The 23470-nt window shown below is 56.6% G+C and carries 24 protein-coding genes; 10 read left to right on the top strand and 14 right to left on the bottom strand.

Features of this window, described 5'->3' with window-relative positions; all coding sequences use genetic code 11:
* Positions 1–94: 94 nt before the first annotated feature.
* The gene (locus BIS10_RS00840) at positions 95–484 is read right to left on the bottom strand and encodes a DUF4168 domain-containing protein (RefSeq protein WP_253501418.1); all 390 of its coding nucleotides are present in this window, start codon (positions 482–484) and stop codon (positions 95–97) included.
* A gap of 146 nt (positions 485–630) precedes the next feature.
* Here BIS10_RS00840 and BIS10_RS00835 point away from each other — a divergent pair, with 146 nt between their 5' ends.
* Complete coding sequence (locus BIS10_RS00835; protein ID WP_253501415.1) at positions 631–1554, top strand: DMT family transporter; 924 nt, start codon at positions 631–633, stop codon at positions 1552–1554.
* A 118-nt stretch (positions 1555–1672) separates the two neighbouring features.
* Complete coding sequence (locus BIS10_RS00830) at positions 1673–2362, top strand: EAL domain-containing protein (RefSeq protein ID WP_253501412.1); 690 nt, start codon at positions 1673–1675, stop codon at positions 2360–2362.
* A 30-nt stretch (positions 2363–2392) separates the two neighbouring features.
* On the opposite strand, the gene mtgA is transcribed toward BIS10_RS00830, so the two are convergent.
* The 4 genes from mtgA to BIS10_RS00810 all read right to left on the bottom strand — a co-directional run bounded on the left by mtgA (position 2393) and on the right by BIS10_RS00810 (position 6219).
* On the bottom strand, positions 2393–3109 hold the full coding sequence (mtgA, locus tag BIS10_RS00825) for a monofunctional biosynthetic peptidoglycan transglycosylase (protein ID WP_253501409.1): 717 nt from the start codon (positions 3107–3109) through the stop codon (positions 2393–2395).
* A gap of 10 nt (positions 3110–3119) precedes the next feature.
* Positions 3120–3974 (bottom strand): S-formylglutathione hydrolase, encoded by an 855-nt coding sequence (gene fghA / locus BIS10_RS00820; protein WP_188639165.1) that lies wholly within the window; start codon positions 3972–3974, stop codon positions 3120–3122.
* An 83-nt stretch (positions 3975–4057) separates the two neighbouring features.
* Positions 4058–5167: an S-(hydroxymethyl)glutathione dehydrogenase/class III alcohol dehydrogenase gene (locus BIS10_RS00815; RefSeq protein ID WP_253501406.1), complete on the bottom strand. Its 1110-nt coding sequence runs from the start codon at positions 5165–5167 to the stop codon at positions 4058–4060.
* A 65-nt stretch (positions 5168–5232) separates the two neighbouring features.
* Positions 5233–6219 (bottom strand): MBL fold metallo-hydrolase, encoded by a 987-nt coding sequence (locus BIS10_RS00810; protein ID WP_253501403.1) that lies wholly within the window; start codon positions 6217–6219, stop codon positions 5233–5235.
* Between the two features lie 129 nt (positions 6220–6348).
* Here BIS10_RS00810 and BIS10_RS00805 point away from each other — a divergent pair, with 129 nt between their 5' ends.
* Positions 6349–7236, top strand: coding sequence for a LysR family transcriptional regulator (locus tag BIS10_RS00805; RefSeq protein WP_253501400.1), 888 nt, complete (start codon positions 6349–6351; stop codon positions 7234–7236).
* On the opposite strand, the gene BIS10_RS00800 is transcribed toward BIS10_RS00805, so the two are convergent.
* Positions 7233–8600, bottom strand: a complete 1368-nt coding sequence (locus tag BIS10_RS00800; protein WP_253501397.1) for an L-serine ammonia-lyase — start codon at positions 8598–8600, stop codon at positions 7233–7235. The genes BIS10_RS00805 and BIS10_RS00800 overlap by 4 nt on opposite strands.
* Positions 8601–8786: 186 nt before the next feature.
* Here BIS10_RS00800 and BIS10_RS00795 point away from each other — a divergent pair, with 186 nt between their 5' ends.
* Positions 8787–9431 (top strand): hypothetical protein, encoded by a 645-nt coding sequence (locus BIS10_RS00795; RefSeq protein WP_253501394.1) that lies wholly within the window; start codon positions 8787–8789, stop codon positions 9429–9431.
* A gap of 180 nt (positions 9432–9611) precedes the next feature.
* Positions 9612–11183 carry an AbgT family transporter gene (locus tag BIS10_RS00790; protein ID WP_253501392.1) on the top strand — a complete coding sequence of 524 codons (1572 nt, stop codon included), beginning with the start codon at positions 9612–9614 and terminating at the stop codon, positions 11181–11183.
* An 88-nt stretch (positions 11184–11271) separates the two neighbouring features.
* Here the strand turns inward: BIS10_RS00790 and rpoD are convergent, their stop codons facing one another.
* From rpoD to rpsU, 3 genes are all read right to left on the bottom strand, one after another.
* Positions 11272–13128: an RNA polymerase sigma factor RpoD gene (gene rpoD, locus BIS10_RS00785; RefSeq protein WP_253501389.1), complete on the bottom strand. Its 1857-nt coding sequence runs from the start codon at positions 13126–13128 to the stop codon at positions 11272–11274.
* Between the two features lie 224 nt (positions 13129–13352).
* Positions 13353–15230 carry a DNA primase gene (gene dnaG / locus BIS10_RS00780; RefSeq protein ID WP_253501386.1) on the bottom strand — a complete coding sequence of 626 codons (1878 nt, stop codon included), beginning with the start codon at positions 15228–15230 and terminating at the stop codon, positions 13353–13355.
* A 187-nt stretch (positions 15231–15417) separates the two neighbouring features.
* Complete coding sequence (gene rpsU / locus BIS10_RS00775; protein WP_016416934.1) at positions 15418–15633, bottom strand: 30S ribosomal protein S21; 216 nt, start codon at positions 15631–15633, stop codon at positions 15418–15420.
* A gap of 200 nt (positions 15634–15833) precedes the next feature.
* Between rpsU and tsaD the strand changes: the two genes are divergently transcribed.
* Complete coding sequence (gene tsaD, locus BIS10_RS00770; RefSeq protein WP_253501383.1) at positions 15834–16877, top strand: tRNA (adenosine(37)-N6)-threonylcarbamoyltransferase complex transferase subunit TsaD; 1044 nt, start codon at positions 15834–15836, stop codon at positions 16875–16877.
* 33 nt (positions 16878–16910) lie between these two features.
* Here the strand turns inward: tsaD and plsY are convergent, their stop codons facing one another.
* Positions 16911–17480 (bottom strand): glycerol-3-phosphate 1-O-acyltransferase PlsY, encoded by a 570-nt coding sequence (gene plsY, locus BIS10_RS00765; protein WP_253501380.1) that lies wholly within the window; start codon positions 17478–17480, stop codon positions 16911–16913.
* Between the two features lie 102 nt (positions 17481–17582).
* Between plsY and folB the strand changes: the two genes are divergently transcribed.
* Together folB and folK are read left to right on the top strand one after the other, a co-directional pair.
* Positions 17583–17963 (top strand): dihydroneopterin aldolase, encoded by a 381-nt coding sequence (folB, locus tag BIS10_RS00760; protein WP_253501377.1) that lies wholly within the window; start codon positions 17583–17585, stop codon positions 17961–17963.
* On the top strand, positions 17960–18505 hold the full coding sequence (folK, locus tag BIS10_RS00755; RefSeq protein ID WP_253501374.1) for a 2-amino-4-hydroxy-6-hydroxymethyldihydropteridine diphosphokinase: 546 nt from the start codon (positions 17960–17962) through the stop codon (positions 18503–18505). The genes folB and folK overlap by 4 nt, the downstream gene beginning before the upstream one ends.
* 5 nt (positions 18506–18510) lie before the next feature.
* Here folK and BIS10_RS00750 read toward each other — a convergent pair whose 3' ends face one another.
* Positions 18511–19638: a polynucleotide adenylyltransferase gene (locus tag BIS10_RS00750; protein WP_253501371.1), complete on the bottom strand. Its 1128-nt coding sequence runs from the start codon at positions 19636–19638 to the stop codon at positions 18511–18513.
* Complete coding sequence (locus BIS10_RS00745) at positions 19639–20454, bottom strand: symmetrical bis(5'-nucleosyl)-tetraphosphatase (RefSeq protein ID WP_253501368.1); 816 nt, start codon at positions 20452–20454, stop codon at positions 19639–19641.
* A 127-nt stretch (positions 20455–20581) separates the two neighbouring features.
* Here BIS10_RS00745 and BIS10_RS00740 point away from each other — a divergent pair, with 127 nt between their 5' ends.
* Both BIS10_RS00740 and BIS10_RS00735 read left to right on the top strand, forming a co-directional pair.
* A complete protein-coding gene (locus tag BIS10_RS00740; protein WP_253501365.1) occupies positions 20582–20767 on the top strand; it encodes a hypothetical protein in 186 nt (61 codons plus the stop codon).
* Complete coding sequence (locus BIS10_RS00735; protein ID WP_253501362.1) at positions 20767–22221, top strand: FAD-dependent oxidoreductase; 1455 nt, start codon at positions 20767–20769, stop codon at positions 22219–22221. Before BIS10_RS00740 ends, BIS10_RS00735 begins: the two co-directional genes overlap by 1 nt.
* A gap of 6 nt (positions 22222–22227) precedes the next feature.
* Here the strand turns inward: BIS10_RS00735 and apaG are convergent, their stop codons facing one another.
* Positions 22228–22605 carry a Co2+/Mg2+ efflux protein ApaG gene (gene apaG / locus BIS10_RS00730; RefSeq protein ID WP_253501359.1) on the bottom strand — a complete coding sequence of 126 codons (378 nt, stop codon included), beginning with the start codon at positions 22603–22605 and terminating at the stop codon, positions 22228–22230.
* Entirely contained in the window at positions 22602–23444 is an 843-nt protein-coding gene (gene rsmA / locus BIS10_RS00725; protein WP_253501357.1) for a 16S rRNA (adenine(1518)-N(6)/adenine(1519)-N(6))-dimethyltransferase RsmA, read from the bottom strand. The genes apaG and rsmA overlap by 4 nt, the downstream gene beginning before the upstream one ends.
* Between the last annotated feature and the right edge of the window lie 26 nt (positions 23445–23470).

Here is a 23470-nt window from a genome sequence, read left to right as displayed (position 1 = left end):
TTTGATCGGCTGGCGGCGTGTCGGATACTTCGCACGTTAAGGAAAATCTGTCACTATCCGCATAGCCTTAGATGAATCACTTAAGAAATGGCGCTTATGACTGGTTAGCCATCTCTTGAACGCGCTGCATCATCTCTGGGTCTTGCTGAATTGATTGACCAATTGCATTGAAGGTATCGACATCCAAACCGCTGTCTTCAACAACTTCAATCATGCGGTCGTTAGCTTCAGCGCGAACTTCCTGTTGAGCGGTTTCGTCTTCTGCTTCCTGCAGACGCTGTGTGTACTCTTGTGAGATCACGGCGATTTCTTGAGAAGCATCGGCGAACTGCTGTAGCTGCTGATCAGAAAAGTCCTGAGCCGGGGCTTGCTGAGTAGCCATCGGGTCTTGTGCCGGTTCTTCGGCTTGCTGCGCCTGGGCAGTGCCAGCCAGAAGACCAGTGGCGAGAAGAGCAGCAGAGAACAAAGCAGTCATACGTTGCATAGTAAGAAACCTCATTGGCGCGTTATGAATGTGCCCAGTGTGACGCGCCGTTCGGGCGCAGGTTCAATCTTTTATGTAAAGCCAAGTAACAAAAAGAACAAAACGTAAGTTATTCACGCAGCAACTCATGCTGCTATAGGAGAATTATGTCTAGTATTTTTAATGCTTTAAAAGAAAAAGACGCCGCCTCTCTCGGGCTTGCCGCCATGCCTGGTATCTTCGTTCTTTTATGGAGCACGGGCTTTATCGGCGCAAAATTTGGCCTCCCTTACGCCGAGCCATTCACCTTCTTATTTATCCGTTTTGTACTCACGCTAATGCTACTGATTCCACTGACGTGGCTGATGCGTATTTCCTGGCCTTCATCACCCAGGTTATGGAAACACATTGCGGTATCGGGTTTGCTGGTCCATGGCACCTATTTAGGGGGTGTGTTTTACGGCATTTATTTGGGCATGCCAGCGGGCTTGGCCGCTCTGCTCGTCGGCCTTCAGCCGCTATTAACGGCCGCCTGTGCTGGCCCACTGCTAGGCGAACGGCTCACTAAACAGCAGTGGCTAGGCCTATTATTGGGCTTAATCGGCATTAGCTTGGTATTAGGCAGTAAATTGGAGCTGGGCAGTACCCTGTTTAGCGGTTTTGGTGCAGGGGCACTGATTAGCGTGATGGCAGCGCTGGCAGGTATTTCCCTCGGCACGCTGTATCAAAAGCGCTACTGCACCAGTATGCCCTTGCTGTCCGGCGCGGTGATTCAGTACATGGCAGCTGGTGTGCTCTTAGGGTTTGGCGCACTGCTGTTTGAAAGCCGGGAAGTTGAGTGGAGTATGACGTTTATTCTAACGCTTGGCTGGCTCGTGCTGATTCTATCAATTGCCGCTATCCTGCTATTGATGGCCTTGATAAAGAAGGGGGAGGCTTCCCGCGTGGCGAGTCTCTTTTATCTTGTGCCTCCTGTCACCGCGCTACAGGCGTGGTGGCTTTTTGATGAGCGCTTACCGCTCCTTGGCTTAGCAGGTATGGTAATCGCCATTGCCGGTGTGGTCATGGTGGTGCGCCCTTCAAAGACATAACTCATACGATAATGATGAAAATTCCAGGGCTTGGAAAAAAATGACTGCACAACCTCACTGCGCCAGGGTAAACGGCGTTTGCAATCGCTGTGATACGCCGGTTCCCTTCGCGTTTACGATGGCTTTTCAACCTATAGTAGATGTGACTCAGCGGCAGGTGATTTATTACGAAGCATTAGTGCGTGGCATAAACGGAGAGTCGGCCTTTTCGATCCTCAATCAAGTGACCGATGAGCTAATGTACCGCTTTGATCAAGCTTGTCGGGTAAAGGCAATCGAACTTGCCAGTGAACTAGGCATGACTGAACGGCTTTCGATTAACTTTCTGCCTAATGCTGTGTACGAGCCGGAAGCCTGCATTCAATCGACGCTAGAGACATCACGCCGGGTCGGCTGGCCAACTGAGCGGCTCAATTTTGAAATTACTGAAACCGAGCGCGTAGTGGATCGTGCCCATATGCGCTCAATTATCGACAGCTATCGCCGTATGGGCTTTACCACGTCGCTGGATGATTTCGGCAACGGCTACGCGAACTTGGACCTACTGACGGACCTTCGCCCCGATACGCTAAAAATCGACCGCGAACTGGTGATGGAATGCGATAGCAATAGCCGCCGCCAAGCCATTCTGAAAAGCATGGTGGCACTGGCCCGCACCCTGGGCACCCAGCTAGTGGCGGAGGGTGTCGAGACCCGTGAAGAGTCGCGCTGCCTGTTGGCGCTGGGTATTGCCGTGCAGCAAGGCTATTACTTTGCCCGCCCAGAGGTGGGCAAACTGCCCACCGTGGCGCTGGAAAAGTATGACTAGAAAAACCTATGGTTCGTTAGTTGTGAACGATTAAAGCCGTTCAAGATAGGAAGTGCCGCCTAAATTACGCATTTGCTGGCGAATCCATTGGCTGCGACGCTCTACCTGGGCGTCGGGCCTAGAGGCACTGCGATTACGAGGATTGGGTAAAATGGCGGCTAGCAGGCTTGCCTGCCTCTCGGTCAATGCACTTCCTGAGGCACCGAAATAGTGGTTAGCCGCGGCTTCTAAACCGAAAACGCCGGTATCCCACTCCGCCACGTTGAGATATACCTCTAGTATCCGCTGTTTGCCCCATAGCGTTTCAATCAAGAGGGTAAACCACGCTTCCAGCCCTTTGCGTACCCAGCTACGCCCGCTCCATAAAAACACGTTTTTGGCGGTTTGCTGGCTCAGGGTGCTGGCACCGCGCAGCCGCTCACCGTCTCGGCTCGCTTCCCAGGCGCGACGCATCTCCACGAAATCAAATCCACGGTGCTGAGGAAAGCGCTGATCCTCGGCGGAAATCACCGCCAATTTGGCGTTGCTGGATAAATTCTCCCAACTACGCCACTGGCGCTGAATATCAATCGGTTCGCTGTTTATCCAGCTTTGCACCTTGCGCTCAACCATCACCATAGAGCCCGGCGGCGGCACAAAGCGAAATAGCAGCACCAGGGCAACGGAGAGCACCACGAAGCCAAGCGCACCACGCCAGATAAGACGCCATAACAGACGAAGAAAGCGGCGCAGCGCGCGATTGAGCATCTCGGAATCCTTAGCGTTTCATGAGGTGTTCCGCATGATAGCGCAAATGGTCCTCAATGAACGAGGCGATAAAGAAGTAGCTATGGTCATAACCTGGCTGGCGACGCAGCGTCAGCGGGTGGTCATGCTCTTCACACACGGCTTCCAAACGCTCGGGCATCAGCTGCTCTTCCAAGAACTGGTCCGCTTCGCCTTGGTCGATAAACAGCCGCTGGCGGGAAGCACCGTTGGCCACTAGCTCGCAGGCGTCGTACTGGCGCCAGCGGGACTGGTCATCACCCAGATAGCTGGTGAACGCTTTTTGCCCCCAGGGGCAGTTCATGGGGTTCACAATCGGCGCAAAGGCGGAGACCGAACGGAACCGGCCAGGATGGCGCAGGGCAAGAATCAGCGCCCCATGGCCGCCCATGGAGTGACCGCTGATAGATTCGCGTCCGTTAACGGGGAAGTGCTGGCGCACCACCGACGGTAACTCTTCAATCACGTAATCGTACATGCGGTAGTTGGATTTCCACGGTGCCTGGGTGGCGTTCACATAGAAACCTGCCCCGGAGCCAAGGTCATAGCTATCGTGCTCGCCGGGGAGATCGGTGCCACGCGGGCTGGTATCCGGACAGACAATCGCCACGCCTAATTCGGCGGCAATGCGGTGCGCGCCAGCCTTCTGCATAAAGTTTTCGTCGTTGCAGGTCAGGCCCGATAGCCACCATAACAGCGGAACACGCTCGTTTTCTGCCTGGGGTGGCAGGTACACGGCGAAGACCATGTCGCAATCCAGCGCCCGGGAGTAGTGGCGGTAGCGCTTGTGCCAACCGCCGCAGCTGCGGTTGGCCGACACCAGTTCTAAAGTTTCACTCATGCTCATGGGGCAGGCTCCTTCAGAAGATGAAAACGCGGCGGGTCTCCCCTACCGCGTTCGTTTATCCGGTTTCTTTCGCTAGATGATACTCAGTAATGCAGGACGGTACGAATGCTCTTGCCTTCATGGAGCAAATCGAAAGCTTCGTTGATCTTCTCAAACGGCATATCGTGGGTGATAAAGTCGTCGATGTTGAGCTCGCCATTCATATAGCGATCCACGTAGCCCGGCAGCTCGCTACGGCCTTTCACACCACCGAACGCCGAGCCTTTCCAAACGCGGCCTGTCACCAGCTGGAAGGGACGGGTTGAGATCTCTTCGCCTGCGCCTGCCACGCCGATAATGATTGATTCACCCCAGCCTTTGTGGCAGCACTCAAGCGCTGAACGCATCACGTTGACATTGCCGATACACTCAAACGAGTAGTCGACGCCGCCATCGGTCATATCAACGATGACCTGCTGGATCGGGTCACTGTAATCTTTGGGGTTGACGAAATCAGTCGCGCCGAACTGCTTGGCCAGCGCAAATTTGTCTGGATTGACATCAATCGCGATGATTTTAGAAGCTTTCGCCATCACCGCCCCCTGAATCACCGCCAAGCCAATGGCACCCAAGCCGAACACGGCAACGGTAGAGCCGGGCTCTACTTTCGCGGTATTCATAACGGCACCAATACCCGTGGTAACACCGCAGCCCAGCAGGCAGATTTTATCCATCGGCGCTTCTTTGGAGACCACCGCCAGCGATACTTCCGGCAACACGGTGTACTCACTAAACGTGGAGGTGCCCATGTAGTGGTGCAGCATTTTGCCGTCTAGCGAGAAGCGTGATGTGCCGTCTGGCATGACACCTTTACCTTGGGTCGCACGTACGCTACCACAGAGGTTGGTTTTACCTGAGAGGCAGAATTTACACTTACCGCACTCGGCGGTGTAGAGCGGAATAACGTGGTCGCCAGGTTTCACGCTGGTAACACCTTCGCCCACTTCTTGAACAACGCCCGCGCCCTCGTGGCCCAGTACGGCGGGGAAGTTGCCCTCAGGGTCGGCACCGGACAGCGTATAGGCGTCTGTGTGACACACGCTGGTGGCGGCCATTTTCACCAGCACTTCTCCCGCCTTCGGGCCTTCAACATCAATCTCCACCAGCTCGAGTGGCTTACCCGCTTCGAGCGCAACTGCCGCACGTGATTTCATGGTCACTCCTATGGATTCGCAGTGGGCGAGCACGCCGCGACGTGCTCGTCTAAAAAGGGGGTGAGTTACTCGCTATCGCCAGAGACCGGCCCAAACTCGATGGGCAGCCAGCGGTAGCCTTCCTCGTCTTCGACGATATGACCAATGCCCGGGAACGGCATGTGAGCACCGGCCACCCAGTGCTTCTCATCGACCGCACTCTCTAGCACGGCTTCACGGGTGCGCACCGCCTGCTCAGGGTCGGAATCGAACTCGATGGCAACGCTAGGGTCGGCAAACTGCACGCCGTAGCTGTGGACGACATCGCCCCAGACCAACATCGAGTCGTCATCGCTATTGAGCATGAAGCTGGCATGACCCGGCGTATGGCCATGGGTGTCTTGCGCCACGATGCCCATTAATAGCTCATCGCCCTGCTCAAAGGGGCTGAAACGATCTGATTCTTGATAGGGTGCCACGGCGTCTTGCGCCATAGTGAAGAAGGCGCGCTGCTCTTCCGGCAGCGCCTGAGAGCGCTCTTTGTCCAGCCAGAAGTCAGCATCGTCTTGGCTCGCCCGAAGTTCCGCATTAGGGTAGATCGCATCGCCATTTTCGTCTGCAAGGCCACATACGTGATCTGGATGCAGGTGGGTCATCAAAATCGTATCGACATCTTCAGGCGCGTAGCCGGAAGCGCGTAAATTCTTCTCCACTTGGCCCAAGGTCGGGCCGAAACAAGCCGATGAACCTGCATCCACCAGCACTAAGTTCTCGCCGGTGTGCACCAGAAAAGCGTTCACGGCAGTTTGCACACCGCTTTCGGCATCGATGAACAGCGCGTTGAGATGGCGCAGGATCTCGTCTTGCTCCATGCCGGATAACAGCGATGTGTCCAGGGTCGTATAGCCGTCATACAGTGCCGTTACTTCGTACTCACCTACCATCATCCTGAACCAGCCGGACGCCTGTTCCTGCTGCTGGGCAGGCAGTTCTGCCTGTGCAGAGGCTACCCAACCGGCGCTGACGGCCGCCACTAAGGCACGACGAGACCAGCGTGCAGAGATCATCGACATAAGCAAGACACTCCATTGATGCGCTAAAGAGACTTCCAGTGTAGGTCAGCTGGGCGAAGGTGATAAAGCGGGATACACTCACAAGATTATTGCCATTGGGCAACAATCTAACGTTTTATAAGGAAATATATGCAGCGTTGGGACCGTATTGAAGCCTTCGTCGAGGTCGTCAGGCTGGGTACTTTTTCCGCCGCCGCTCGGCATCTGAAAGTTTCTACCTCTCACATCAGCCGCTTGGTCAGCCAGTTGGAGAATCAACTAGGCGTACAACTGCTCTATCGCACCACGCGGCAGATTCGATTAACCGATGCTGGGGCGCTCTATGTGGAGCACTGCCGCCATCTATTTGACGGGCTACGGGACGCCGAGCAGGCGATTAGCGAATTACAGGCAAGTCCTCACGGGCTTTTGAAACTTACCTCGGCCACCACCTTCGGCGAGCGCTATATTGCGCCGCTGGTGAATGACTTCCAGCGCCTGCATCCGCAGTTGGAGGTACATATGCACTTCACCAACCGCCCAGTAGAGCTGATTGAAGAGGGTTACGATATTGCTATTCGGATGGGGGTTCTAAAGGATTCCAGCCTGATTGCCAGAAGGCTCTGCGAACGGCGGGAGTATGTGGTGGGGTCGCAAGCCTATTTTCGCCAAGCTCCCAGACCCCACACCCTTTCAGAACTGAGCCAGCATCGCTGCTTGATCGGCTCTCGCCCCAACTGGCTTTTTGAAGTCAACGGCCAGCGCCGCGAGGTAAAGGTAGAAGGGTGCTGGAGCGGCAACTCCGGACCCGCCCTGCTGGATGCGGCGCTAAAGGGGCTTGGGCTAGCCCAACTGCCGGATTACTACGTGGCTCCTTATCTTGCCAGCGGCGAATTGGTGTCGGTACTAGAGCCTTTTCAACACAACGATACAGCGGTCTGGGCGGTGTATCCCCGCCATCGACACCTATCGCCGAAAATTCGCCAGCTGGTGGATTATTTGGTGGCGAACATTGCCACCACCCTACCCGTCACTTAACACTCAATCGCGTTGACCGCGAGGCCGCCTTTTGAAGTCTCTTTGTATTTATCCTGCATATCGCGACCGGTATCCCGCATGGTGCGAATCACTTTATCCAACGAGACAAAGTGGTCGCCGTCGCCGTGCAGTGCCATGCGGGCGGCATTGATCGCCTTCACCGAGGCAATGGCGTTGCGCTCAATACAGGGCACCTGCACCAACCCTGCCACCGGGTCGCAGGTGAGCCCTAAGTTGTGTTCCAGGCCAATTTCCGCGGCGTTTTCCACCTGCTTTGGCGTACCGCCCAACACTTCGGCAAGCCCAGCGGCTGCCATGGCACAGGCCGACCCCACCTCCCCTTGGCACCCCACTTCAGCACCGGAAATTGAAGCGTTCTTTTTACAGAGAATGCCCATGGCACCGGCGGTCAGCACAAAATTCACTACATCGGCATCGCAGGCATCAGGCTCAAATTTCAAATAATAAGCCAGCACGGCGGGCACAATGCCCGCGGCGCCGTTGGTAGGCGCGGTCACCATCCGCTTACCGGCGGCATTTTCTTCGTTCACCGCTAGCGCAAACAGGTTGACCCAGTCCATCACGGTAAAACTGGTCACAATCAGGCGCTGATTGTCGGGCGGCGAGAGCAGTTGCTGATGCAGTGAGTGGGCGCGGCGGCGGACATTTAAGCCGCCCGGTAGGCGCCCGGTGGCCTCCAGGCCATTATCAATACTCTGGCGCATGGCGTGCCAGATGGTGAGTAATTCGTCACGTATCGCGGCTTCGTTACGCCAAGCTTTCTCGTTTTCTAACATCAGCTCGCTAATGCTCAGGCCGTGCTGCTGACAAAGTGCCAGTAGCTCATTTGCCGACTCAAAGGGATAAGGCAGCGCTGTTTTGTCTTCATCCAGCCCACCCCGGTCAGCGCAGGCCTGGTCCACATAAAATCCACCGCCCAGGGAGTAATAGGTGTTCGTACTGATCACCGTATCGTCTTCATACGCAGTGAGGACCATGGCGTTAGGATGAAACGGCAGGCAGGTCTCATCCCATTCGATATCACGTGCGCGCTGAAACGCTAGCGCTTGGCCGTTGGGAAGCCTCAATGGCTCGCTGTTATCCAATGCGGCTAAGCGTTCAGCCATGGTATCAAGGTCAACCGCCTCTGGCGTCTCGCCCATCAACCCCATCACCACGGCGTTATCAGTGCCGTGACCGACACCGGTCGCTGCCAGCGAGCCGTGTAGCCTTACCACCACACGGCTGATATTGGGCGCTGTCAACGCAATGACGAAATCCCGCGCTGCCCGCATGGGCCCAACGGTATGTGAGCTGGATGGGCCAATACCAATCCGAAACAGATCAAAGACGCTAATTGCCATAAAAGTGCCTGCCCCTAGAGGTAATTATTACGCTTGTAGCGCTACTTTGTAGCCTAACCGGCTAGCCGTCGAGAAATTCTCAGTAAGTTAGACGTGCGAGCATAGAAAGGTGACGATATAATGAACATTCATTCCTGCATGTTTGTTTGCCTCCCGTAACATTTTATCTCCGATAAGGACATTGGTATGTCACCATCTCCCCCCTCGGCGATTAGCTTTCGCACCGCCCTACTTCGTGCCACGCTCTACACGCTAGCGATTGGCGGCATTGCTCAAGGTGGCTTCCTAGAGGTGTTGTATCTACCTGAGGTGCGCTATACCGAGCTTGGGTTCACAGAGTTTACCCAAACGTTGATATTGGCTAGCTGCTGCGCGCTGCTTATTTATATTCGACAAGTGCTGAAGATCTGGCCAACGGTAACACTGCTGCTCTTGGCGTTTGTGTCCGCTTCGCTCGTACGCGAGCAAGATTACTTTCTGGACTATTACGTAGCGGATAACACCTGGAAGTTTGTAGTGGCGCTGATTGTGCTACCGAGCCTTGCCTGGGTCATTATTCATCGTCAGCGTTTCCTGGATGAGTTCCGCTACTACAGCAATACGTTTTCATTTGGGCTGTTCGCGGCAGGTGTCCTGGTCACTTATATCTTTTCTCGTCTATATGGACGTCAGGATTTTTGGCGCGCCGTGCTTGAAGAGAACTACATTCGCGACTTTAAAGATATCGCCGAAGAGGCCATTGAACTGCTGGGCTACAGCTTAATTCTGTTCGCCCTAATTGAACTATTTTTCCTCGCTCGCCGCCTGCATCGCGCACGGCTGACGCTTTAATACCTCCTGACGTTCGCCCCTTCTCAAGCGCCGCTGACTGGCTCAGTCAGCGGCGTTTCATTTTTTAAATTCCGCTATGCGTAAAGCCATTTGCGCCGCTTGCATCATCAACGTAGTGTCAGCCACCAAACCTAAATGGGCATTTTTGCTGAAAAATAACCTATCAACGATATAAATCTTATGACAAACCCACAAAATCGTGAAGAAAACCTAAAACGCGGAGCATTTACCCGCTTTCTCGATAGCGTCGAGTGGCTAGGTAATCTGCTGCCGCACCCGGTCACACTGTTTGCCATTCTCTGCGTACTGGTCGTGCTCGCCAGCGGCATCGCTGCCGCACTGGGCGTTTCAGTCGCCGACCCACGCCCCGCCAATGAGGGCGAGTGGATAGCGGTGAACTCGCTCTTAAATGCGGAAGGGCTACGTCGCTTAGTGACCGAAATGGTGACTAACTTCACCAGCTTTGCGCCCCTGGGCACGGTACTGGTGGCCATGCTGGGGGTTGGCGTTGCCGAGCACTCTGGCCTGCTGTCCGCCAGCATGCGCGCGCTAGTGCTTAACCGCTCACCGCGCATCGTCACCTATGCAGTGGTGTTTGCCGGGATTATGTCGAACATGGCTGCCGAGCTTGGCTATGTCGTTTTGATTCCGCTGGCAGCGATGATCTTCCACTCCTTAGGGCGGCACCCGTTGGCGGGCCTGGCGGCGGCGTTTTGTGGCGTCTCCGGCGGCTACAGCGCCAATTTATTGATTGGCACCGTCGACCCGCTGCTCTCTGGCATTACTCAGGAAGCCGCCCGACTGCTCGATCCCGCTTACGTGGTGGGTGCTGAAGCCAACTGGTTCTTTATGTTTGCCAGCACCTTCTTTGTGACTCTCATTGGCGGCTTGGTCACCGAACGCATTGTGGAACCTAAGCTTGGCAAATTCGACTCCGCCTACGCGGACAGCGATATTGACCAAAACCGTATGGAGGGCCTGACAACCACCGAAAAACGGGCGCTGAAAGGCACCGGCCTAGCCACCCTGGCGCTCATTGCGCTGGTCGCTGTGATGGTAGTACCAGAAAGTGGCATTCTGCGGAACCCGGAGACGGGCCTTGTGAGCGGCTCGCCCTTCCTGCGCGGTATTGTGGTTATCGTCGCCATTGCCTTCACCGTGCTGGGCTTTGTCTATGGCCGACTCGCGGGCACCATGCAAAACGATCGCGATATCGTCGATGCCATGGCCAAAAGCATGAGCAGCCTGGGGCTCTATATTGTGCTGGTGTTCTTTGCCGCTCAGTTCGTGGCACTATTCAACTGGAGCAACTTTGGCACCGTGACCGCCGTGGCGGGCGCTGACCTGCTGGACTCCCTAGGCCTGCGCGGCCCTGGCCTGTTTGCGCTGTTCATCCTCATGTGCGCCTTCGTGAACCTGTCGCTGGGTAGCGCGTCGGCGCAGTGGGCGGTCACTGCGCCGATTTTCGTGCCGATGCTGATGCTAATGGGCTATGCACCCGAGGTCATTCAGGCGGCGTATAGGATTGGCGACTCTGTTACCAACCTAATCACGCCAATGATGAGTTACTTCGGCCTGATTCTGGCGGTGGCTACCCGTTACCGTAACGATATGGGTATTGGTACGCTGGTCGCCCTCATGCTGCCCTACACGCTGTTTATGCTGGTTGGCTGGAGCCTGCTGTTCTTTATCTGGGTATTTGTCTTTGGCTTGCCGGTGGGCCCTGGCTCCGCTACCCACTACTCTATGTAAGCACCTTCTGTGGAAACGCCCTGCTATTACCTGCGGGGCTTTTTAGTCTCAGCGGCTATATTTCATTTCACCGCTAATAGCTGACGGCTTACTCGTCCAAGAACGAACGCAGCGGCTCTGAGCGGCTGGGGTGGCGCAGCTTGCGCAGCGCTTTGGCTTCAATCTGACGAATCCGCTCACGGGTGACGTCAAACTGTTTGCCCACCTCTTCCAGCGTGTGGTCAGTATTCATATCGATACCGAAACGCATACGCAGGACTTTCGCTTCGCGGGCTGTCAAACCGCCCAGCACATTGCGGGTTGCTTCGATCAAGCCTTCGCCGGTGGCCATATCGATCGGCAGCAACATGGTGCCGTCTTCGATGAAGTCACCCAGGTGCGAATCGTCGTCATCACCAATCGGCGTCTCCATGGAGATCGGCTCTTTGGCGATTTTGAGCACCTTGCGCACCTTGTCTTCCGGCATTTCCAGGCGTTCGCCCAGCTCTTCCGGCGTCGGCTCACGGCCCATCTCTTGCAGCATCTGGCGGGAAACACGGTTGAGCTTGTTGATCGTCTCAATCATGTGTACCGGGATACGAATGGTACGCGCCTGATCCGCAATAGAACGGGTAATCGCCTGACGAATCCACCACGTCGCGTAGGTCGAGAACTTGTAGCCACGACGGTATTCGAACTTGTCTACCGCCTTCATCAAGCCGATATTGCCTTCCTGGATCAGGTCCAGGAACTGCAGGCCACGGTTGGTGTACTTCTTGGCAATCGAGATTACCAAGCGCAAGTTCGCCTCAACCATCTCTTTCTTGGCGCGACGAGCTTTTGCTTCACCAATCGACAGCTTGCGATTGACTTCCTTCAAATCAGCCACGGTGAGCTGCACCATGTCTTCTTCAAAGGCAATCTTACGCTGTGAACGCGCGATATCGGCACGCAGCGGCTCTAGGCGGTCAGCGTACTTGGGCTGCGCTTCCTGGAAAGCGTCGAGCCATTTCGGATCAGACTCGTGGCCCGGGAACGACTTGATAAACGTCTTACGCGGCACCTTGGCTTTCTTAACACACAGCTGCATGACCGCTTTTTCTTGGGCACGCACCTGTTCAACACTGATCCGCACCTGGCCGACCAGACGCTCGAAGTGCTTCGGTACTAGCTTGATCGGCGAGAACAGCTCAGCAAGGCGCTCCTGCTCGAACTTAAGCTCAGCGCTGCCGCGGCCGTGCTTAGCCAACGCCGCTTCAACCGATACGTTCTGTTCACGAATCTGCTCGAAACGCGCCTTGGCCTCTTCAGGATCCGGGCCGCCTTCGCTAGCAGTGGTGTCGTCCTCTTCATCGTCTGCATCGCTGTCGATATCGTCATCATCGCTCAGCTCAGTCTCGACTTCAGGTTCCGGCACTTCCGCTTCAGCAACGCCCGGAATACCTTCGTCGGGGTCGATAAAGCCAGAGAACAGGTCAGATAGGCGCCCAGGAGCTTCTTCATCCTGGGTGGCGTCGTAGGCGTCAAGAATCGAGGCAACCGCGCCTGGCAGGTACGCCAGTGCGGACATCACTTCCCGCGTGCCCTCTTCGATCCGTTTGGCGATTTCAATTTCGCCCTCACGGGTCAAAAGCTCAACCGTACCCATTTCACGCATATACATACGCACTGGGTCGGTGGTGCGACCGACGTCGCTTTCCACGGCGGCGAGTGCCGCAACGGCCTCTTCCGCAGCGGACTCGTCCGTGGAGTGATCCGACATCATCAAAGTGTCTTCATCTGGCGCTTCCTCAACGACACTAATACCCATGTCGTTAATCATGCCAATGATGTCTTCCACTTGATCCGGGTCGGCGATATCCTCGGGTAGATGGTCGTTGACCTCGGCATAGGTCAGGTAGCCCTGTTCCTTGCCGCGCGCGATCAACTCCTTCAGACGTGACTGCTGCTGCGCATTTCCAGCCATAGAAACCCTATCTCGACGAAGAAGAATGAAACACCTGGGGCGCTGAATCGATTAAACTCAACAAGCCGAACAGTATAGCGTAAATAGCTGGAATTTTTCCAGCGAAACGTATTTGCGCGGTCATTCAGGTGTGTTAGGTTGTTCGGTTAGGCCAGCGCCTGGCGACTAACCCTGTATGTGGTGCTGAAGCCTGGTAATTCAACCCTTAGGTGAAATTTAGAAGCTTACATCCGCTTATTCGACGCAAGCATCTGCATAAACTTTTGCCTCTCTTGGGCAGTAAGCTTTTGACCAGACTCTTTTTTCTTTACCAATGCAGAAAACTGCTCAGTTAACGCATCAATTTCAGCGTGAGGCTGAGACTTTTCTTTCATAGCCTTTAGATAATTTACGTTATCTATTAACTCTGTCTCTCGATGCTCCCTACCAAGCAAAGGCTCTCTTGCTGCAATTTCACTAAGCCACCTTCCCTCCTCAGTGCCCTGAAAATGCGCTAACACCACCTGCGGACTGCGATAGCGCCCAGCGCGCAGCAGCTCTATTAAAGCGCGGCACAGCGGCGCCTCTTCACTATTTTCTGGCAGCCAATCCAGCGATTCGGGCAACGATGTCACCAAGCGCGGCTCATGAAGCAACAGTTGCACAATACGACTCACCGTAGAGAGCGTTTGCAGCTTTGCCCCTTGGCGGCGGCCACGTGCCGCCGAGCGAGGCGGCGCCTGCTCTGGCACCATGTCAGCGGCTGGCTCCTCAACAGGCCCCCACTGCGGCAACGCTTTTGCAGCGGCATCTGCCGTGCGCTTATCTAACAGCGCCTGCAACTGCGACTGTGCCAGCCCGCTACGCTTTGCCAGTGATTCAAGCAGTAGCGATTTGAGCATGCCTTCAGGCACTTTGTTCAATGCCTCTAGCACCTGGGTGGCAAAACGCTCGCGCCCTTCCACCGTGTTCAAGTCACGCCCCTGGGCGGCCTGCTCAAAGAGAAACTCCGAGAGTGGCATCGCACAGGTCACACGATCCTGAAATGCTTCGCTGCCCTCGCGACGCACCAGTGAATCAGGGTCATCGCCATCGGGCAGAAATAGGAAACGCGCCTCACGTCCATCAATCATTTGCGGCAGGGCCGTTTCCAAGGCGCGGCTTGCCGCCTGACGGCCTGCCCGGTCACCGTCAAAGCAGAACACCACTCGGCTCACCAAACGAAACAGGCGACTTAAGTGATCTTCCGTGGTGGCAGTTCCCAAGGTGGCGACGGCGTTATGGATGCCGTACTGGGCCAGCGCCACCACATCCATATAGCCCTCTACCATCACCAGCTGCTCTAGCTTGCTGGATGCTTGGCGCGCCTCATACAAACCGTATAGCTCGCGCCCCTTATGAAAGACAGGCGTTTCTGGTGAATTGAGGTATTTAGGCTGCTCATCGCCCATTACTCGGCCACCAAAGGCGATGGTTCGGCCACGCAAATCGCGGATGGGAAACATTACCCGATCGCGAAATCGGTCATAGGTGCGGCCGGTATCTTCCCGGTGAATCAGCAGCCCGTACTCTACCTGTACCGGCTCGCCGATACCTTTTGCAGACAGGTGCTGTTTGAGCGCCTCCCAACCGCCCGGCGCATAGCCAATGCCGTAGGTGGCAATCACCTCAGGCGACAGTCCGCGCCCCTGTAAGTAGCGTTGGGCACTTTGGCCCTCCTGCATCTTTAGCCGCTCGCGATAGAAGCTGGCGGCCACTTCCAGCAGGTTAACGCCCTCTTTACGCTTCTTCTCACGCTGTTGAGCACGAGGGTCATCCGCCCCCTCACGAGGTACTTCGAGCCCTAAACGCCCGGCCAACTGTTCCACCGCCTCGGGGAACGGCAGCTTGTCGTACTCCATTAAAAAACGCAGCGCGTTGCCATGAGCACCACAGCCAAAACAGTGGTAGAACTGTTTATCGGCACTCACCGTAAACGACGGCGTCTTTTCCTGGTGAAACGGGCACAGGCCAGAGAAGTTGCGGCCCGCTTTTTTGAGCTGCACGCGCTCGCCAACCACTTCCACCACGTCAACGCGGCCAAGCAGGTCGTCAATGAAACGCTGTGGAATTTGGCCTGCCATGAACTGCGGGCATCCTCGCGCGAAGCGCTAATGGGCGGGCCTAACGTCATCAGGCAACGCGCCTGATCACCTTAAACCGCGCAAAACACACATCACAGAACGAAAAACAAACGGCCACCTAGTGGCGGCCGCTTGGCATCCCTCTTGAGATAACCGGCTAACTGCGCAGGCTACCCCCAGGTACGGATCAATAGAGCCGTTCGAAACGCTTACGCTCACGCTGCAACTTCTTAGCGTGACGTTTTACGGCAGCTGCCGCTTTGCGTTTACGCTCAGCAGTCGGCTTCTCGTAGTGCTCGCGACGACGTACTTCAGAGAGAACGCCAGCTTTTTCGCAAGAACGCTTGAAGCGACGCAGGGCGACGTCAAACGGCTCGTTATCACGTACTTTTACAGAAGGCATTAAGCACTCACCTACCTTAAGGAGTCTTGAGTTCGGATAGTACGCACACCGAACAAGACGGTGTACGACCCAGTTTTACAGCGCACAGTAGTCTAGTCGTGGTTGGCGATCTTTGCAAATCCTTACGCCCCTTCACTGCCACAATGCTAGACTAGCCGGTTTTAAACCTCTGCCTTACCACTTACACGAGTTCTTTTGCTATGCGCGTACTGGGCATTGAAACGTCTTGCGATGAAACTGGCGTCGCTATTTACGATACCGCGTTCACCGGTGGACAGGGTCTGCTGTCCGATGCGCTGTATAGCCAAATCGCCATGCATGCGGAGTATGGCGGCGTTGTGCCTGAGCTGGCCTCTCGGGATCACACCCGCAAGCTATTGCCGCTAATTGAGCAAGTATTGAAGGATGCCAACCTCACCCGTCAAGACCTGGACGGTATCGCCTACACCGCCGGGCCAGGCTTAGTTGGTGCCTTGATGGTGGGCGCTAGCACCGCTCACGGCATGGCCAAAGCTCTGAATATTCCGGTGCTGGGCGTTCACCATATGGAAGGCCACCTGCTGGCCCCGATGCTGGAAGATGACGCGCCGGAGTTCCCGTTTGTGGCACTTCTGGTCTCGGGGGGGCACACCCAATTGGTGGAGGTGCAAGGGCTGGGGCACTATCAGCTATTGGGTGAATCAGTAGATGACGCCGCCGGGGAAGCTTTCGATAAAGCCGCGAAAATGCTCGGACTTGCTTATCCTGGCGGCCCGCTGGTGGCCAAGCTTGCCGAACAGGGCGACCCGAAACGGTTTCGTTTTCCACGCCCAATGACCGACCGCCCCGGCCTGGATTTTAGTTTCTCCGGTTTAAAAACCCATACCCTGACGGCGATTCGCCAGCTAGAGGCAGCGGGCGAGCTGGATGAACAGGCCAAAGCAGATGTGGCCCGGGCCTTTGAAGAGGCCGTGGTGGATACGCTGGTGATCAAATGCCGCCGAGCGCTCGACCAAACCGGGCTAAAGCGCATTGTGATGGCGGGTGGCGTGAGCGCCAATACCCGTCTGCGTAAACGGCTAGCGCTGGAAACACAAAAGCGTCAGGCGCACGCCTACTACCCCCGGGGGCGCTTTTGCACCGACAACGGCGCCATGATTGCCTATGTCGGTGCGCAGCGTTTGGCAGCGGGCGAGCGTGATGACAACGGCGTGATGCAGGCCACTCCACGCTGGCCGCTTGATACGCTAACAGCGCCGGTTTAACTCAAGCGGCGATTCAAGCGCCTATTCCAACGCCTAGCCGCGCAGGTGGGGCTCTTCCCCACGGCGTAAGCGGCGAATATTGAGGCCGTGTCGAGCCAGCACCAATAGGCTAAAGCCCCCTACCACGCTCACGTAACTCGGAGCTAGCCAGAGGCACAGCAGCGGGGCCAGTAGCGCACTAATAAGCGAGGCTGCCGCTGCGGTACGTAAACGCCATGCCAATACCGCCCAGCAGAGCGCCGTCAGCAGCGCCACGCTGGGCACCAATACCAACAGCACGCCAAACGCACTGGAGACCGACTTTCCACCACGGAAGCTAAACCAAATCGGGTAGCTGTGACCCAGCAGCACGGCTAGGCCGACTAGCCCTTGCAGCCATACCGGCAGCGCTAGCAGCTTCGCAGCCAGCACTGCAGGCACCCCTTTCAGCGCATCCAGCAGCAGCGTGGCGGCGGCGAGCCGCGGGCCATACAGCCGTAGTACGTTAGAAAAACCTGGATTATAGGAGCCACAAAACCGAGGATCGGCAACGCCTGCCCAGCGGCACACGCTCACTGCCGCCAGCCAACTGCCGCTTAAATAGCCGATCACTATCCATATCATGGCCTGCCCACCCTGGCATTGGCGGCCAACGCCGCTGCCTTACTGTCGTTTCTGGTCATCCTCAAGTACAATCGCCCGCTTGTTGACCCTGGGGGAAGGCCTGTGGACCGCATTTTGATCGAAGCACTCACCGTAGACACCGTCATCGGTGTGTACGACTGGGAACGCACGATAACGCAATCGCTGAGCCTGGATCTATCGCTGACAACGGATATTCGGCCAGCGGCCGCCACGGATGATTTACGCTTAACGCTTGATTATGCCGCTATCTGCCAACGAATCCAGCAGTTCGCCGACGAGCATCAGTTCGCCTTGGTAGAAACCTTCGCTGAACGTCTCGCCGCCTGCTTGCAACATGAATTCCCGATTAGCTGGCTGCGCATGACCGTCCGCAAGCCGGGCGCGGTGCCTCAGGCGGCAAGCGTTGGTCTTGAAATCACTCGCGGTACGCTGCCGGAGGCTACCAAGGACCCGAACTTATGAGCCTGGTGACCCTCAGTCTAGGCAGTAACATTGATCCCGACACGCATATTCGCCTCTGCCTGGATGCTCTGGAAGCTACGTTTGGCCGCCTACAGATATCACGCATTTTTGAAAGCGAGCCGGTGGGTTTCAAGGACAGCCGCAACTTTTACAACTTAGTGGTGGCGTTTAATAGCGACTGGTCGGTGGGCGAGCTCCAGGCGTGGTCTAAGCAGCTTGAGATTAATCATGGCCGTACCCCCAACATGACCAAATACAGCCCCCGCGCCCTGGATATCGACCTGCTGACCGTCGGCAGTTTCTGCGATACGATTGACGGCGTCGCCCTGCCCCGCGCGGAAATCACCCGCAACGCCTTTGTGCTCCAGCCACTCGCTGAACTTTTACCAAACGAGCGCCACCCCGCCTGCCAAACGTCCTACGCCATGCTCTGGAAGCGCTTCACATTAGGTGACCAGCGCCTGTGGGCGATTGATTTTCACTGGCGGGGCCGTTGGATTTCCCAAGCAGATCCGCAGCCTCGTGCGGCGATGGCGCGCTAGCGCGACTACCCCTCGTCTAACGCGCCTGCAACCGCCTTCTGCCGATGCTGGCGCAGCGCTTCTCCTAATGCCGCTCCCCGATACCCCTCGCTCAGCAGCGTTTGCGGGCTTACCGCTTGCGCTGCCTGCCACGCAGCGCGCAGCACAGCTTGGCGCTCAGGTGCAAGACGACTAACAAGCGCTAGCTGCGCCGCTACCTGGGCAGGTTTGCGCCAGCCATCCAGCCGCTCCAGCCAGTGCAACACTCGCTCGTCGTTTAACGGTTCATTGAGCAGCGCTTTAGTCAGCGCGGTATGGCGAGCCAACTGCGCTACTGAGTTGGGCAGCCGCAGCCTGCTCGCTAGCGCATCCCGCTGCTCATCACTCAGCAGCGAGACCAGCAGCGCGTAGCGCCAGTGGGCCAGCGGCAATGCAGGCTCCTCAGGCGCACTTGGTATTTCAGCGAGCGCGGCAGTCAACGTCTCATCCTCGGCAAGCTCAGGCCACCAAGTGGCAAGCGCCTGGCACTCGTTTAGCGTGGTGAAATATTGTTCAGGGTTGGGTTCGCCCAATGCTTTCTCGGTTTCTACCCATACCCGCTCTGCGGCTAAGTGGCCAAGCTCACCGCTTTGGCTCACTTCACGCATCAGCGTGTGGGTATCTGGGGCAATGGTAAAACCCAGGTGAGCATAGCGGGCTAGAAAACGTGCGGTACGCAGCACCCGCAGCGGGTCTTCGCTAAACGCAGGCGATACATGGCGCAGCAGGCGCTGCTCTATATCCTGCTGGCCGTGAAAGGGGTCTGTCAGTTGGCCGTCTGGCCCTTGGGCGATGGCATTGATCGTCAGGTCACGCCGTGAGAGATCCTCTTCCAGTGTTACATCGGGGCTGGCATACACCTCAAAACCACTGTAGCCATGACCGGATTTACGCTCGGTGCGCGCCAGCGCATACTCTTCCGCGGTGTGCGGGTGCAAAAACACCGGAAAATCACGGCCAACGGGTTTAAAGCCTCTCTGACGCATCGCTTCCGGCGTGGCGCCTACCACTACCCAGTCGTGGTCCACTACTGGCCAGCCAAGCAGCGCATCCCGCACCGCGCCGCCTACCCGGTAAACGTCAAGCCCTTGGGTCAATGCATCCTGTTGAAACACTTAACGGCCTCCTTGCAGGCTCGGCACGCTAGTGCGTTCACCGGTGTCCAGGTTCATCGCGGTGAGTGAGCCACCCCACACGCAGCCGGTATCCAGGCCTTGAACGTTGATCTTCGCATTCGGCGTGCGCCCTTCCAGCGCCGCCCAGTGGCCAAACAGAATATGTAGATCATCCTGACGAGCAAATTGAAACCAAGGAGCAAACCCTTTTGGGGCGCTGCCGAGACCCTCTTTGGCGGCAAAATCGAGGCGCTCCTGCGCATCAATGAAGCGCATGCGGGTAAACACGTTAACGATGCAGCGCAGCCGATCCACGCCTTCCAAATCATTCCGGAAACGGTCAGGCTGATTACCAAACAGCTGGGTCAGAAACGCGCCAGCGCTTTCGCCCTGCAGCGCTTCCTGAACTTCACCGCTCAGCGCCAGCGCCTGCTCAGCGCTCCAGCTCGGCAGCACTCCGGCGTGAGTCATTAACGTATTGCCTTCTTGAACGGCTAACGGCTGGCTCTGTAGCCAATCCAGCAACGCTTCCCGCTGGGGCGAGGCGAGAATATCGTCCAGCGTATCGTTTTTCTTCAATCTGCCGCCCCCGCGGGCGACCACCAGCAGGTGAAAATCGTGGTTACCGAGCACGCAGCGCACGACACTGCCCAGCGCTTTGGCTTCCTGCAGACAGGCAAGCGACCCTGGGCCACGGTTAATCAAATCTCCAACCAGCCATAGCGTATCGTGGGCCGGGTTAAAGTTTATTGTTTCCAACAGGCTAATAAATTCGACATGGCAGCCGTGCAGGTCACCAATAACATAGGTACTCATAGGCTAATGCCTTGTGATGAATGCAATAAAAAGTGGACGTCACATAAACCCCTGGAGCAATTCCCAAAGTTACACCACTATGTAATCAGACCATTCGCAACTTAATGTTAAGGATAACGATACGCTAATGAGCCTCTACTTTCCCCGTCCTTCACCTACCCACCCTGACCGTCGGGTCGTTTTAAAACAGCTACTGGTGTCGACTGGGGCAGCGCTGACGCTCAGCTATTTTCCAATAGCCGCCGCCCAGTCCACTCAACCAGCAGCCCCTGTGCTGGTGAACGGCTGGCTGCTACGCGCTGAAGACCGCTGATGTATCTCTCTTTCGAAACACTGGCGGCCCAGGATACTGTTTATGATATCTGCATTGTGGGCGCTGGTGCTGCCGGGATCGCCATAGCCGTCACGCTGGTCCAGCAGGGCCACCGTACGCTGCTATGTGAAGGTGGCGAAGCCTCTTATAGCGAGCGCTCCCAGGCGATTTACCGTGGCGATATCGTTGGCGACCCTTATATTCCCCTTGATGATGCGCGCCTACGCTACTTAGGCGGCTCTACCAACCACTGGGGCGGCATTTGTAGACCGCTGGACGCTCACGATTTTACCGCGAAGGTGGCAACTCCTGAAACCGCGTGGCCAATCACCCAAGAAGCGCTCGCGCCTTACTACGCAAGCGCCGCTACGCTGCTGAACTTAACGCCACCCCACGCCGACTACCCCGTCACCGGCTCAGGGTTTGAACGTATCTACTTCTCTTTAGGGGATCCCGTTCGGCTTAAAGATAAATATGCCCCTGCGCTGCATGCCTCCTCCAATGTTGATTACTGTTTAACCGCCAATCTTGTCGGGCTTGAAAGCCATGATGGCCGCGTTAAGCGCGCGAAATTGCGCAGCTTTCAGAGTGGAGAGTGCCACGTGCGCGCACGTTTTTTTGTGCTGGCCTGCGGCGGTATCGAAAACTCACGCCTGTTGCTGTGGTTGAACCAGCAATCCAACGGGCAACTGATCCGCAATGCCACGACTCTGGGCCGCTACTGGATGGAGCATCCCCATGCTTCCGTAGGCCAGGCGCTGCTGTTTGAGCCGCAGGCATTGGGGCTTGATCAGGAGTACAACGTATTTTTATCGCCTACTCCTGAGATACTCACTAAGCGTCAATTGCTCAACTGCGGATTACGCCTACACCGCATGAACGCAGAGGCAACTCAGCAACTGATCAAAGCGCTATCGCGAGATGCTCCATCACTCGGTGAGCAGCTGGCCACCTGGCAAGCCCAAGGCCGTGTGATGCATGGGGTGATTCTGCGCGCTGCCTGGGAGCAGGAGCCGCGTTTTGAGAATCGCGTAGAGCTTGGCACTGAAGTGGATGAGTTTGGCATTCCCCACAGTCGGCTGGTGTGGCGTCAGTCGGCGCTGGATCGCCATACGATCCGCGAAAGCATGATATTGCTGGGCGAACACCTGCTGAACCAAGATATTGGACGCCTACAATTAGCCGACTGGCTAGCCGTCCAGCCCGTCACCATGCCCAGCGAGGGCGAGCTAGCGGGAAGGCATCATATGGGCGGCACGCGGATGAGCCACAGCGCAGAACAAGGCATCGTCAATAGCGACTGTCGGCTGTTCGACCAAGAGAATATGTTTGTGGCAGGGTCGAGCGTCTTCCCAAGCGTTGGGCACGCCAACCCCACGCTGACCATCGTGCAACTGGCGTTACGACTGTGCGACCATCTAGATCGTCAACTGACGCTGCAACCCCGCGCTTAATCAACGTTAATGCAGTTGGCGGGGCACCGCTAGACGAAAAGGCGAAACGGGCACATCAAAAGCCCGCTGGGTATACGTATTGAGCAGGGTGTAAGCACCTTCCATCACGCCGACTGGCGTTTGCAAAATCGCCCGGCTGGTATAACGAAAACGTTGGCCAGGGCCGATTAACGGCTGCTGGCCCACCACGCCTTTGCCGCGCACCTCTTGGCTATCGCCGCTGCCCTGGGTGATCTTCCAGTAACGTGCCATCAGCTGCACGCTGTGCGGGCTTTGGTTGTGCACCGTCACGGTGTAGCTAAACACGTAGCGGGATTCGCTGTCGCTAGACTCTGCGTCACGAAACTCGGGCGTAACGCTGACCTCGATCTCCAAACCACTCACCCCTCGTCGCCTCCCTGGCGGTCGTTGTCTGCACTGGCCGCCTCGTTGGCCGCGACCTGATTGGCGATGGTGACGTACTCCGCCACCGTCAGGGTTTGCGGGCGTCGCGCCGGGTCGATGCCCAACGCTTCCAACGTCTCGGCGCTGACCCGCCCTTTCAGGTTATTGCGCAGCGTTTTACGCCGCTGCCCAAAGGCCAGCTTGACCAGTTCGAACAGCAGGGCCGGATCGTCGGCGATGTGAGGCAGGTGCTCAAAGGGAGTGAGACGCACGATCGCGGAGTCCACCTTCGGGCGCGGCACGAAGGCCTCCGGTGGCACGATGAACAGCTGATCGACCTGACAATAGTACTGCGCCATCACCGACAGGCGACCCCAGTCGGTGCTGCCCGGCTCGGCGGCCAAGCGCTCCACCACCTCTTTCTGCAGCATGAAGTGCATATCGGCGATGGCGCTGCCCATACTCAGCAAATGCACGATCAAAGGCGTGGAAATGTTGTAAGGCAGGTTACCCACTACCCTCAGCGCCGGGCCCTCGCCCTTGAGCTCGGCAAAATCGAACTTCAGCGCGTCGCCTTCATGAATCACGAATTCAGGGTAGTTAAAAAACTGCACCCGCAGGCCTGGAATCAGATCGCGGTCCAGCTCGATCACCTCCAGCTTCCCCGCCGCTTCCAGCAGCGGCGCCGTCAGTGCACCTTGCCCGGGGCCAATTTCGACGAGTCGGTCGCCTTCGCGTGGCCCAATGGCGCGGACGATACGCGAAATGATGCCGAGGTCACGCAGAAAGTTCTGACCGAAGCGTTTACGAGCACGGTGCTGCTGAGGCACTTGAGACATCTAACAGTGTTCCTTGGAGGGTTGAT

It is taken from the genome of Halomonas sp. 707B3 (genome assembly GCF_024158645.1).
GTDB lineage: Bacteria > Pseudomonadota > Gammaproteobacteria > Pseudomonadales > Halomonadaceae > Vreelandella > Vreelandella lionensis.
Note: the sequence above shows the minus strand (reverse complement) of the source record. Positions and strands in the feature narration are given on the sequence as shown.